At 68.2% G+C, this 12,714-nt stretch carries 11 protein-coding genes; 7 read left to right on the top strand and 4 right to left on the bottom strand.

Features of this window, described 5'->3' with window-relative positions:
- The first annotated feature begins 21 nt into the window (after window positions 1-21).
- The 3 genes from AC3RCC_RS05805 (at window position 22) to AC3RCC_RS05795 (ending at window position 6,215) form a co-directional block, all read left to right on the top strand.
- Complete coding sequence (locus tag AC3RCC_RS05805) at window positions 22-1,755, top strand: peptidoglycan L,D-endopeptidase MepK (protein ID WP_492257876.1); 1,734 nt, start codon at window positions 22-24, stop codon at window positions 1,753-1,755.
- 140 nt (window positions 1,756-1,895) lie between these two features.
- A complete protein-coding gene (locus tag AC3RCC_RS05800) occupies window positions 1,896-3,062 on the top strand; it encodes an efflux RND transporter periplasmic adaptor subunit (RefSeq protein ID WP_492257875.1) in 1,167 nt (388 codons plus the stop codon).
- Window positions 3,063-3,065: 3 nt separating this feature from the next.
- Complete coding sequence (locus AC3RCC_RS05795; protein ID WP_291637643.1) at window positions 3,066-6,215, top strand: efflux RND transporter permease subunit; 3,150 nt, start codon at window positions 3,066-3,068, stop codon at window positions 6,213-6,215.
- Between the two features lie 9 nt (window positions 6,216-6,224).
- Here the strand turns inward: AC3RCC_RS05795 and AC3RCC_RS05790 are convergent, their stop codons facing one another.
- Window positions 6,225-6,833, bottom strand: a complete 609-nt coding sequence (locus AC3RCC_RS05790) for a glutathione S-transferase family protein (protein ID WP_492257874.1) — start codon at window positions 6,831-6,833, stop codon at window positions 6,225-6,227.
- A 79-nt stretch (window positions 6,834-6,912) separates the two neighbouring features.
- Window positions 6,913-7,878 (bottom strand): LysR family transcriptional regulator, encoded by a 966-nt coding sequence (locus AC3RCC_RS05785; RefSeq protein ID WP_291637639.1) that lies wholly within the window; start codon window positions 7,876-7,878, stop codon window positions 6,913-6,915.
- A 185-nt stretch (window positions 7,879-8,063) separates the two neighbouring features.
- Between AC3RCC_RS05785 and AC3RCC_RS05780 the strand changes: the two genes are divergently transcribed.
- Both AC3RCC_RS05780 and AC3RCC_RS05775 read left to right on the top strand, forming a co-directional pair.
- Complete coding sequence (locus AC3RCC_RS05780; protein WP_291637636.1) at window positions 8,064-8,651, top strand: nitroreductase family protein; 588 nt, start codon at window positions 8,064-8,066, stop codon at window positions 8,649-8,651.
- 135 nt (window positions 8,652-8,786) lie between these two features.
- Window positions 8,787-9,482: a pentapeptide repeat-containing protein gene (locus AC3RCC_RS05775; protein WP_492257873.1), complete on the top strand. Its 696-nt coding sequence runs from the start codon at window positions 8,787-8,789 to the stop codon at window positions 9,480-9,482.
- Between the two features lie 93 nt (window positions 9,483-9,575).
- Here AC3RCC_RS05775 and AC3RCC_RS05770 read toward each other — a convergent pair whose 3' ends face one another.
- Both AC3RCC_RS05770 and AC3RCC_RS05765 read right to left on the bottom strand, forming a co-directional pair.
- Window positions 9,576-9,818 (bottom strand): DUF2312 domain-containing protein, encoded by a 243-nt coding sequence (locus AC3RCC_RS05770; RefSeq protein ID WP_066477463.1) that lies wholly within the window; start codon window positions 9,816-9,818, stop codon window positions 9,576-9,578.
- 78 nt (window positions 9,819-9,896) lie between these two features.
- Window positions 9,897-10,670: an N-formylglutamate amidohydrolase gene (locus AC3RCC_RS05765; RefSeq protein ID WP_492257872.1), complete on the bottom strand. Its 774-nt coding sequence runs from the start codon at window positions 10,668-10,670 to the stop codon at window positions 9,897-9,899.
- A gap of 228 nt (window positions 10,671-10,898) precedes the next feature.
- Between AC3RCC_RS05765 and AC3RCC_RS05760 the strand changes: the two genes are divergently transcribed.
- Entirely contained in the window at window positions 10,899-12,206 is a 1,308-nt protein-coding gene (locus AC3RCC_RS05760) for a glycerate kinase type-2 family protein (RefSeq protein WP_291637629.1), read from the top strand.
- Entirely contained in the window at window positions 12,203-12,655 is a 453-nt protein-coding gene (locus AC3RCC_RS05755; protein WP_492257871.1) for a DUF1036 domain-containing protein, read from the top strand. Before AC3RCC_RS05760 ends, AC3RCC_RS05755 begins: the two co-directional genes overlap by 4 nt.
- Window positions 12,656-12,714 lie beyond the last annotated feature (59 nt).

Genomic DNA, 12,714 nt, shown 5'->3' with positions numbered 1-12,714 from the left:
ACGAGACGGCTGACGCGCCCCATGCGGCGCTTCGCGCATACCGGCGCGCTCGTCGCGACCAGCGTGGTCGTCTTGTGCATTGGGGTCCGCGGCACGCAGGATGCCGTCGCCAACGGCGATACCCGCACCATCACCATCAAGCACATGCATACCAAGGAGGAGACGACCGTCACCTTCAGGCGTGACGGCCGCTACGATTCCGCAGCGCTCGAGAAGCTGAACTGGGCGATGCGCGACTGGCGCACCGACGAGCCGATCCGGATGGACCCGCGCCTGTTCGATCTCGCCTGGGAAGTTCATCGCAAGGTCGGCTCCGAAGAGCCCTTCCACGTCGTGTCCGCCTATCGCTCGCCCGGCACCAATTCGATGCTGCGCCGGCGCTCGCGCGGGGTCGCCAAGTCCAGCCAGCACATGGTCGGCAAGGCGATGGACTTCTACCTGCCGGACACGCCGACCGCGAAGATCCGGGAGGTCGGCATGCGGCTGCAACGCGGCGGCGTCGGCTTCTATCCCGGCGCCCATACCCCGTTCATCCATCTCGACGCCGGCTCGGTGCGCTCCTGGCCACGCATGACCCGCGACCAGCTGGTGCGTCTGTTCCCGGACGAGAAGACCGTGCATCTGCCGGCCGACGGCAAGCCCCTCGGCGGCTACGAGGTCGCCAAGGCCGAGATTCTCTCCAGTGGCGGCTCGGTGATGGGCTATGCCGCCACAGATTTCGACGAGGGCGCGATCATCGCTTCCGGCCGCGGCGGCAAGGGCTTCTGGGCAGCGCTCTTCGGCGGCGACGACGAGGAGGCGGATGCCCGCCCGAGCCGCGGCCGCGCCGCGGCCCGCCGCGCACCGACGCCGCAACCCACCGTCATGGCCTATGCCGGCGACAGCAACAGTGGCGATGGCGGCCGTTTCGCGGTCTTCAATGCCCAGCCCGCCCAGACCGAGCCGACCGGCCGCGCCCTGATGCGCGAGCGCTCGAACCGCGCCACGGCACCGGCTCCCGCAGCGCCCGCTGCCGCACCGGCCGAGACCCAGCTCGCCGCCCTTGCGCCACCGCCGGCCGAGCCGCCCAAGCCCAGCGCGATCGCGACAGCATTGCCGGTCGCACGACCGGCCAGCCTGACGCTGCCGCCGCCGCCCGCCGGCTCGCCGCAACTCGCCGCATTGGCCGCCGAGGCCTCGGCATTGCCCTTGCCGCAGACCGAGCAGAAGCTGATTCTCGCCTCGCTGCCGCCGCGCCGCCCCGGCGACCTGCCGCCCCCCGTGATCGAGGCTGTCGTGGCCGGCCGGCCTGTCGCGGCGCCCTTGCCGCCGATCCGCCCGGTCGTTCTCGCGAACCTCGCCCCGGAGCCCGCTCGCGCCGAGGCCGAGGACGCGGCTCCTGCCGGCGCCCGCCTGGTCAATGTCTCGCATCCACCGCCGCCGATCCGTCCGCGTGCGCCGGGCGAAGCGCCGCGACGCGTCGCCGAAGGCGCGGCGGCCGAAACGCGGACGCCGATGGCCGCCGAATACGATGCCGATCGCTCCGGTCTAGATTCGCTGTTCGCCGCCGTCGCCCAGCCGGCGGCCGCGCCGCGCCGCGCCGGCGTCGCCACCGCCAAGGCGAAGGTGACCGATCCTGCCGCCAGGGGGTGGGTCGCGGGGCCAAGCCCGGCGGCCGCGCTCGGCTTCAGCAACGCCGCCCCCAGCGACCTCAAGACCAGCGGCTTCAGCGGCCCCGCCGTCCGCGCCCTGCCGACGACCTTCGTCCAGAACTGACCTGCCGACGGGCCGACGCTGCGACAGCGCCCGTCATGATCTTGTAGGCGTAGCGCTGCATCAATAAAACGCGCACAGTGCCGTCGCGTCATGATACGCGTCATGGCAGGATACGGACGATGCCTACGGGAGTCATGGAAATGCGCGCTCAACTTGCGGAAAGTCCGGCTCGCCGGTCGCGGAATGGAGCGACCTTCCTGCTCGTCGCCGGCCTCGCCCTGCTCGGCCCCTCCTGGTCCGCACTCGCCCAGCCGGCTCAACCCGCCCAGCCGGCGGCCATCCCGGTCGGCACCACCCCGGCGCAGAAGCGCCCGATCGAGCGCACCGCCGATTTCGTCGGCCGCATCGAGGCGATCAACCGGGTCGAGATCAGGGCCCGCGTCACCGGTTTCCTGGAAGCCGTCCTGTTCCGCGACGGTGACAGCGTCAAGGAAGGCGCCCCGCTGTTCCGCATCGAGAGAGCGCCGTTCGAGGCGGCCGTGCAGCAGGCGCAGGGCACGCTCGAGAGCGCCGAGGGGACGCTGCAGAACGCCACCACCCAGCGCCAGCGTGCCGAGGACCTGCTGCGGACCAATGCCGGCTCGGTCGCGGTACGCGACCAGCGCGTCGCCGAGGAGACCGCTGCGAAGGGCTCGACCACCACCGCCGCCGCCAATCTGAAGACCGCGGAGATCAATCTCGGCTACACCGAGATCACCTCGCCCATCGCCGGCCGGATCGGCCGTACCAAGCTGACCAAGGGCAATGTCGTCTCGCCGGACAGCGGCGCGCTGGCCCTGATCGTCAGCGAAGACCCGATGTATGTGAACTTCCCGGTCAGTCAGCGCGAATTCGTCACCTTCGGCCATAATCGCGTCGATGCCGGCGCGACCGGACCAAAGGTCACCCTGCGCTTTTCAGACGGCTCGACCTATGACCAGCAGGGCACGATCGACTTCGTCGACGTCTCGGTCGACCGCTCCACCGACACCGTCCTAGTCCGTGCCGTCGTGCCCAATCCGAAAGGCCGGCTGATCGACGGAACCCTGGTCAATGTCGCCGTCCATGCCGACAAGCCCGTGGACAAGGTCCTGGTGCCCCAGGCGGCGCTGATCGCCGACCAGCAAGGCGCTTACGTCTTTGTGGTCGAGGGCGGCAAGGCCGTGGTCAAACGCCTGAAGATCGGGGCCGAAGCCGGCGCCTATGTCGTGGTCGACCAGGGGTTGAATGGCGGCGAGCAGATCGTGGTCGAGGGGCTCCAGGGCCTGCGGCCCGGCACGCCGGTTCTCGCCTCCCCCGTCGCGGCGCCGCCGGCCGGCCGGAGCTGAGGCATGTTCACCTCCGTCTTCGTCGACCGGCCGCGCCTCGCCATCGTCATCGCGGTCGTCACGGTCATCGCCGGCCTGATCTCGCTCTTTGCGATTCCGGTCGCGCAATATCCCGACATCGTGCCGCCCCAGGTCTCGGTGACGACCTCCTATCCCGGCGCATCGGCGGCCGTGGTCGAATCGACCGTGGCGCAACCGCTCGAGGCCCAGATCGTCGGCACCGACAAGATGCTCTACATGAAGAGCGTCAGCGGCAATGACGGCAGCTATTCGCTGAAGATCTCGTTCGAGCTCGGCACCGATCCCGACATCAACACCGTCAACGTCAATAATCGCGTCCAGATCGCGCTGTCGAAGCTGCCCGAGGAGGTCAAGCGCAACGGCGTGACGGTTAAGAAGCAGTCCTCGGCGCTGCTCGGCGTCATCGCGGTCTATTCTCCGAAGAAGACCTACGACAACCTCTTCGTCTCGAACTACACCACCATCAACCTGCTCGATGCTATCCGCTCGACCCCGGGGGTCGGCGACGCCTCGCTGTTCGGCGCGCAGGACTATTCGATGCGCGCCTGGGTCCGCACCGACGCCCTGACCGGGCTCGGCCTGACCACCGGCGACATCATCAACGCCATCCAGTCGCAGAACACCCAGGCCGCCGTCGGCCGCATCGGCGCACGTCCGATCTCCGACGACCAGCAGCTTCAGCTCAACATCCAGACCAAGGGCAGGCTGAGCTCGCCGCAGGAATTCGAGAAGATCGTGGTGCGCACCAACCCGGACGGGTCGGTGCTGCGGCTCTCCGACGTCGCGCGCATCGAGCTCGGTGCCGCCAATCTCGACCGCGAGACCCGCCTCAACAGCGGCCCGGCCGTCCTAATCGGCATCTACCAGTCGCCGGGCGCCAATGCCATCGCGGCGCTCGATGCGGTCAAGAAGACCGTCGGCGACATCGCCCGCAATTTCCCGGAAGACCTCGCCTGGAAGGTGACCTACGACCCGACCGCCTTCGTCACCGCGACCATCGACGAGGTCAAGAAGACGCTGATCGAGGCGTTCATCCTCGTCATCATCGTCGTCTTCCTCTTCCTCGGCAGCTTCCGCGCCACCCTGATCCCGACCTTCGCCGTCCCGGTCAGCCTCATCGGCACCTTCATCGTGCTGAACGCCATCGGCTACTCCGCCAACACGGTCTCGCTGCTCGCCGTCGTGCTCGCCATCGGCATCGTCGTCGACGACGCGATCGTCGTCGTCGAGAATGTCGAACGCGTGATGGAGGAGCATCCCGAGCTTTCGCCGGCCGATGCGACCAAGCGCGCCATGGGCGAGATCGTGGCGCCGATCATCGCGATCACGCTGGTGCTGCTCTCGGTCTTCGTGCCCGTCGCCTTCATCCCCGGCATTTCCGGCGAACTCTTCCGCCAGTTCGCCGTCACCGTCGCGGTCGCGATGCTGATCTCGGCGATCAATGCGCTGACCCTGTCGCCGGCGCTCTGCGGCGTTCTGCTCAAGCCGCATCACGGCCCGCGCCGCGGGCCGATCGGCCATGTCATGCGCGGCATCGACTGGACGCGCGATCGCTATGGCGACCTCGTCGCCCGGCTGGTGCGCATCTCGCTGATCAGCCTGGCGCTGACCGCGGCCTTCGGCGCCGCGATCTACGGCATGGGGCGCATCACACCGACCGGCTTCCTGCCGGAGGACGATCAGGGCGCCTTCTTCGTCGTCGCGCAATTGCCCGACGGCGCCTCGGTCGGCCGCACTGCCGCCGTCGCCGCCGAGGTCGAGAAGATCCTCAAGGCCGAGCCAACGGTCGAGGATTACTCGACCATCATCGGGCTGAACTTCATCGACGGGAACTCGCAGTCCAATGCCGGCTTCTTCCTCGTCACGCTGAAACCCTTCGCGGATCGCAAGGGTGCCGACCAGAGCGCCAACGCGGTCCTCGCCCGCGTCGCGCAGAAGCTGCGGGCGGTACGCGGCGGCGCCGTGGTGCCGATCGCGCCGCCACCGATCGTCGGCCTCGGCACCGGCGGCGGCTTCACCTATGTGCTGCAGGACATGGGCGGCTCCGATCCCAAGGCGCTCGCCCGCACGCTGCGCGGCCTGACCATCGCCGCCAATCAGGACCCGCAGCTGAGCCGCGTCTTCTCGACCTTCTCGGACACGACGCCCTCGGTCTTCCTCGACATCGACCGCGACAAGGTCCAGATCCTCGGCGTCGAGCTGAGCACCCTGTTCCAGTCGCTCCAGGCCTCGCTCGGCGGCTACTATGTAAACGACATCAATCTTTTCGGCCGCACCTGGCAGGTCCAGATCCAGGCCGACGGCGCCGACCGCAAGTCGATCGACGACATCTACCGCATCAATGTCCGCAGCCGCGACGGCAGCATGATCCCGCTGCGCAGCCTGCTCGAGGCACGCATCATCGTCGGGCCGCAGGCGCTGATCCGCTACAACAACCGCCTCGCCGTCACGATACAGGGCTCGCCGGCGCCGGGGGTCTCCTCCGGCCAGGCGCTGGCGGCGATGGAGCAGGTCGCGGCGAAGACGTTGCCGGCGGGCTATCGCGGCGACTGGACCGACGTCTCCTTCCAGGAGAAGCGGGCCGAGGGCCAAACGGGGATGATCCTCGCTTTCGCCCTGCTCTTTGCCTATCTCTTCCTGGTCGCGCTCTATGAGAGCTGGACGATCCCGGTGCCAGTCCTGCTCTCGGTCGCGGTCGGCGTGCTCGGCGCCTTCGTCGGCATTGTCATCGGCGGGCTGACGCTCGACCTCTATGCCCAGATCGGCATCGTCGTGCTGATCGGCCTCGCGGCCAAGAACGGCATCCTGATCGTCGAATTCGCCAAGGAGCAGCGCGAAAAAGGGCTTCCCCTCCTCGACGCGGCGACGCTGGGCGCGCGCCTGCGCTTCCGGCCGGTGATGATGACCTCGCTCGCCTTCATCCTCGGCCTCTTGCCGCTGGTGATCGCGGAGGGGCCCTCGATGCTCGCCAGACGCAATGTCGGCACGCCGGTCTTCGGCGGCATGATCGCGGCGGCCGTGATCGGCATCTTCCTGATCCCGGCGCTCTACGTCATCTTCCAGTCGCTGCGCGAGCGCTTCCGCCCGGCCTCCAGGCCGAAGGTCGAGCGCGAACCCGACCCGGCGCAGTAGCGCCGGGTCTTACTCCCGGTCGATCGGCCAGGCCTCGAACACGTCGAGCGCCTCGCAGGCCTTGGCCTGTGCGGCGAGCGCCGGCCAGCGCGCTTCGTCGACGAACTCCGGGATGACGAAACGGCAGAAGCCCCAGGCGATCGCCGCCGCGATGTCGCCCGGCCGCAATTCCGGACCGGCGGCGAGCTCGCCGCGCCGCGTCGCTTGGTCGAGCAGATCGAGCGCCGTATGCAGCTGCGTCAGAATGCGCTCCTGCCAGTTGGCGTAGCGGCGCTCTTCCGGACGCTTGCGCTCGTATTCGACCGAAACCGCCTTGTCGGCGGCCACGATGCCGATGCCGGTCAGGCTGAGGTCTCGCACCCGTGCGGCCGGGTCGACGGGCCGCAATGAGCGTCCGGCGACATCCTCGAAATGCTGGATGATCAGCAGCGATTCACTGATCACCGTGCCGTCATCGGCGACCAGCGTCGGCGCCTTGATCAGCGGATTGATCTTGCTGAACTCCGGCATGTGCCGGAACACCGAGACCGAGCGGTGCTCGAATTCGAGCCCGAGCAAGGTTCCGGTGATCGCGGCGCGCCGCACATAGGGGCTGTCGAGCATTCCAACCAGCAGCATCACGATCTCCCGCTTCGATGGGCCGCAACACTGCCTTTGCGAAAGACGGCTGGCACGTGAAATCGGGTGAAGTGCAACTTCACGCAGCTTGATGTTCGTCCTCACCAGATCCGACCATCTGCGCATGCTGATCCAGCACCTTCCGGCAGGGATCCCAGGTCGCGGCGGAGCCGAAGCGTTCGACCAGGAGATCGGTGAGCACACGGACCTTGCCGGAGACATAGGCGCCCGGCGGACGCACGACATAAAGCCCGCTTTCCGGCAGCGGAAACTCGACCAGAACGGGCTCGACCCGGCCGGCGCGAATCGCCTCGCCGGCAATGAAGCTCGGCAGCAGGGCGAGACCCAGCCCGGCCTCCGCCCATTGCAGCAAGGTGTCGCCATTATCGGAACGAAGCCGCCCGCTCGGCCGGACCGAGACAAGCCGCCGATTGACCTTGAAATTCCAGTCGGGCACCGCCCCGCCGGTATAGATCAGGCATTCATGGCCGGTGAGATCGGCCGGCGTCGCCGGGCGGCCATGCCCGGCAAGGTAGGCGGGACTGCCGACGACGATGCCGCGCACGGAGGTGATCCGACGCGCCACCAGGCTGGAATCCTTCAGCACGCCGATCCGGATCGCCATGTCGAAGCGCTCGGAGATCAGGTCGACCTGCCGGTCGCTGGCCTCGGCATCGATCTCGAGCCGGGGATGCCGGCGCGCCAACTCGGCCAGCACCGGCGCGGCATGGTGGATGCCGAAGGAGAGCGGCATGCTCAGCCGCAGGCGGCCCGCGACCCCGCCGGCCTGCAGCGCCACCGCTTCGCGGGCTTCTGTCAGCTCGGCCAGGATACGCTCGCCGCGCGCCTTGAACTCGAGCCCGGCTTCGGTCGGGCTGACGCCGCGGGTGGTACGGCTCAGAAGTCTGGTGCCGAGATCGGCCTCCAGCCGCGCCACGCGGCGACTGACGATCGATTTCGACAGGCCGAGGCTACGCCCGGCCCGGCCGAAGCCTCCGGAATCGACCACGGCGACGAAGCTACGGATATCGTCGAGCTCGGACATGCAGGCGTTCCCCCGCTAGCAACAGATTGGTGCCCAATATGGGCATTCCGATGCAGCAAGTGAACCGCTACCTCTCCCTCATCAAGTCCCGCCTTCGCCGGGACGGCGCCTGTGCAGGCGCTCAGGGAAACCCGTCCTGTCTCATCGGTCCACCGACGTGACATGCGTTCGCATATGAGGAAGCCATGCTCGACAAGCTCAAGAAGCGCCGTACGCAATACGCTCTCGGCAAGAATCTGCCGATCCCCGAAGCGCAGGTTGATACCCTGATCAGGGAAGCGATCCGCCTGTCTCCCTCCAGCTTCAACTCGCAGAGCTCGCGCGCCGTCATTCTCTTCGGCAAGGAGAGCGACAAGTTCTGGAACATCACGCGGGAAGCGCTTCGCGCCGTCGTGCCGGCCGCCGATTTCGAGGGGACGAGCAAGAAGATCGACAGCTTCGCGAACGGCGCGGGAACCGTGTTGTTCTTCGAGGATCAGGAGCCGGTCAAGGCGCTCCAGGCCAGCTTCCCGCTCTACGCGCACAACTTCCCGATCTGGTCGGAACATTCGACCGGCATCGCGCAGCTGGCCGTGTGGACGACGCTCGCCGACGCCGATATCGGTGCGAGCCTCCAGCATTACCATCCGCTCGTCGACGCAGACGTCGCCAAGGCCTGGAACATCCCTGCGTCCTGGAAGCTGACGGCGCAGATGCCCTTCGGCTCCAATGAAGCGGCTTTCCAGGAAAAGACCTTCATCGATGACGAGGTCCGGTTCCGGACCCATAGCTGACAGCCGCCCGCAAGGCCGCCCAGGAAACGCCGGTCTCGGATGATCCGAGGCCGGCGTTTTCCGTCATGAATTGACGGCGCGGGAGCGATGGCCGACAGGGCTGCCAACTGAGAACGCACCCGCAGGAGCTTCGCGATGGCCGAGAACAGGACGCCTGACGCCGTCGTCGCCAGCTGCAGGCCCGATCGCTCCGAGCTGGCCGCTCTGGCCGCCAGGGAGCAACCAGCCCGCCTTTCCGGCTGCGACCTGCAGGGGCTCGACCTGTCGCGGCTGGACTTTTCCGACTGGACCTTCGAGCGCTGCAATCTCCAGCACGCGCAACTGAAGGGCGCCATTCTGGAGCGCACGAGCTGGACATCGTGCAGCGCCGCCTTCGCCGACATGACCGCAGCGGACCTGACCGAGGCCAAATTCACGTCCTGCGACCTCAACAATGCCGGGTTGCGCGGGGCGAAGCTCACCGCCGCATCCTTCATCGGCTGCAAGCTCACGGGGGCCACCCTGACGGAAACCCGGTCGCTGGACACCTGCTTCCGCGACACGCTTTTGGTCTACGCCAAGCTCCGCGGCATGTCGTTTCGCGGGATGCACCTCGAGGGCGTCGACTTCTCGCAGGCCGATCTCGGCGACTGCGATTTCCGCGACGCGATCCTCGCAGGCGTCAGCCTGCGCGAGACCTCGCTGAAAGGCGCGCGCTTTCAGGGCGCAGATCTGCGCGGCGCCGATCTCGGTGGACTGCGGCTCGGCGATGCAGCCGCCTTCAAGGGCGCGACGATCTCGCGCGAACAGGCCGGGCAGTTGCTGCGGGAATTCGGGCTGAACGTCCGGTAGCGGACAGCGCCAGGGCCGGACGGCCTCGATCGCCTGACGACAGGGGCAGTCCGGCTGGCAATAGGCGGGTTGGCGCTCGGCGCGCCGCCCGGATCAGGGCGTCTCGCCGACGGCCTGCAGATAGAGGTCGAGGATCGCCTCCTCTTCCTTGCGCTCGTCGAGGTCGCGCTTGCGCAGCGCGATCACCTTGCGCAGCACCTTGACGTCGTAGCCATTGGCCTTGGCCTCGGAATAGACCTCCTTGATGTCGTCGGAGATCGTCTTCTTCTCTTCCTCGAGCCGCTCGATGCGCTGCACGATGCTAAGCAGCTGATCGCCTGCAACCGGATCGTCCATTCTCAAACCCTTCTTCGAAAATTGGTCGCAGGGGTTCGCCCGGATGGGCCGCGAGGTCAAGCGGGAAGCGGCCGGATTTCACATTTCTCGCGCGATTGCGAGGCTCGCGGGCAACAAGCGCGCCAGCCGCCTGCCCCAGGCGCGCGCCGCATGCGGCTCGCCGATCAGGTCCTGGCGGATCTCGATCAGCGCGTCGAGCAAGCCGCGCCGCGTCGCATGCCGGTCGATCGTGTCGCCCGGCAGCCCGCCCCTATAGGGCTCGTTGTCACCGACGGTCAGATCGCCTTCGTTCTGCAGCGCCGCGATCAGCGCCTGTGCCAGCCGGCCCTCGCGGTCCCAGAGCACGCCGGCATGCCAGGGGCGGGGCACGCCCTTCCAGAACGGCGTGAAGGAATGCAGCGAGACGATCGCCGGCAGGTGCCCGGCCGCGATCGCGGCCTCGACCGCCACGTCGATGGCGGCGTCATAGGGCGCGTAATAGCGGAGGATCCGCTCGGCGATGCCGGCCTCGTCGATCCGGGCATTGCCGGGAACGAGCGCACCGTCCGAGATGCGCATCACCAGGGTCGGGTCGTCGCGCCCGCGATTGGGATCGATCAGGAGCCGCGAGAAATTGCTCAGCACCGCCGGCGCGCCCAGCGCCGCCGCCATAGCGCGGGTCATCTCGGCCGCGCCGATATCGTAGGCGATATGGCGCTCGAGCTGCTGGGCCGGCAGGCCGAGCCCGTCGAGCTCGGCAGGAATGGCGTTGGTGGCGTGGTCACAGAGCAGCAGCACGCCGGTCGCCGGATCGCCCAGGATGATCTCGACCTCGCCGGGTCGCAACACGGGAGCTCCGTTCGGCAAGGCCATCTGCGCTTCCATTCCGCCCTCGGAACTGCCTATGGCATCGGACTGAAAAGTGGAATCCACTTTTCGGAAAACTCCGATGCGATAACAAAAAGATAGATCACCGTAGCCGCGTCCGGACGGACGCGCGGCGATCTAGCAAATCGCGGATGACGCCCGCGCGCCAGCGACATAGAAGGGGCTGAGACGAAAGTCGATTGGCATGATCGGATTCGCGGGAAGGCCGACGGTTTGCAACAGCTTCGCAAGGCAATCGAACAGCAGCGCAAAGTGGCGCGGACGATCTTCGACGCCGCCGTGGCGCGCGCCCATCCGAGCAGCTGGCTCGCCGGGCACCTGCCCAAGCCTCCCCCGTCCGGCCGCCTGATCCTGCTCGCCGCCGGCAAGGCCGCCGGCAGCATGACCGCGCTCGCCGAAGCGCATTATCTCGACACGCTCGGCCTCGCGCCCGAACGCCTGCTCGGCCACGCCGTCGCCCGGCACGGCTACGAGACCAAGACCCGCCACATCCCGATGGTGGCCGCCGGCCATCCGGTACCGGACGAAGGCAGCATCGCCAGCGCCGAGCGCGCGCTCGCTCTCGCCCAGGGCGCAACGGCCGACGATCTCGTCCTCGTCCTGCTCTCCGGCGGCGGATCGGCCAACTGGGTCGCACCGGCCGGCACGCTCACGCTGGCCGAGAAGCAGGCTGTCAACAAGGCGCTGCTGCGCTCGGGCGCGCCGATCGGCGAGATGAACATCGTGCGCAAGCGGCTCTCGCGCATCAAGGGCGGCAGGCTCGCCCTCGCCGCCGCCCCGGCACGGCTATTGACCATCGCGGTCTCCGACGTGCCGCATGATGACCCCGCCGCCATCGCCTCGGGCCCGACCGTGCCCGACCCCAGCACCATGGCCGATGCCCGCGCCATCGTCGCCCGCTACGGGCTGAAGCTACCGCCGGCGGCCGAGGCACTCCTCGCCGACGAGGCCAACGAGACGCCGAAGCCCGGCCATCCCGCCTTTGCCGGCAGCGACTATCGCATCGTCGCCCGCCCGGCCGACGCGATCGCCGCCGCGGTGGCAGCCGCCCGCGCCGCCGGTTACGAACCGATCGATCTCGGCCCCGATCTCGAAGGCGAGGCCCGCGAGGTCGCGCAGGGGCAGGCCCGGCAGGCCCTTGCGCTGAAGGCGGAAGGCCGGCGCGCCGCGCTGATCTCGGGCGGCGAACTCACCGTCACCATCGCCGGCAAGGGCCGTGGCGGCCCGAACCAGGAGTTCGCATTGGCGCTGGCCATCGCGCTCGCCAGCGAGCCGGGCATCGTCGCGCTCATCGGCGACACCGACGGCACCGATGGCGGCGGCGGCGAAGCCAGCGATCCGGCGGGCGCGATCATCGACGAGACGACGCTGGCACGCGCCCGCGCGCTCGGCCTCGATCCCGCCCAATCGCTGCGCGACAATGATTCGACCGGCTTCTTCGAAGGCCTTGGCGACCTGCTGCGGACCGGCCCGACCCTGACCAATGTCAACGATTGCCGCGTAATCCTGATCGATCCATGATTTTGAGCGCACGCCTCGCCCGATCCGTGCTTCGCCTCGCCTTGCCGGCGGCGTTCCTGCTCGCAGGCGCCGTCCCGGCGCTGGCTGATCTGCGCATGTGCAACACCACGGGCAGCCGCGTCGGCGTCGCCATCGGCTATCGCGACGCCCAGGGTTGGGTCACCGAGGGCTGGTGGAACATCGCGCCGCGGGCCTGCGAGACCCTGCTGCGCGGCACGCTGGCGGCACGCTTCTACTATGTCCACGCCGTCGACTACGACAAGGGCGGCGAATGGACCGGCAAGTCGATCATGTGCACGCGCAACAAGGAGTTCACCATCCGCGGCATCGAGGATTGCCTGTCGCGCGGCTATGACCGCTCGGGCTTCTTCGAGGTCGACACCGGCGAACAGAAGGGCTGGACGATCCAGCTCACCGACACCCCCGGCGCAGCGCCGCCGCGGCCTTGACCGCGGTAGCCTTTTCAGTTTCGGGCGAGCGCAGAATCTTGCGTCGGCGCTTGCCCTGG

Source organism: Allobosea sp. GW823-FHT01F03, from assembly GCF_058798075.1.
Note: the sequence above shows the minus strand (reverse complement) of the source record. Positions and strands in the feature narration are given on the sequence as shown.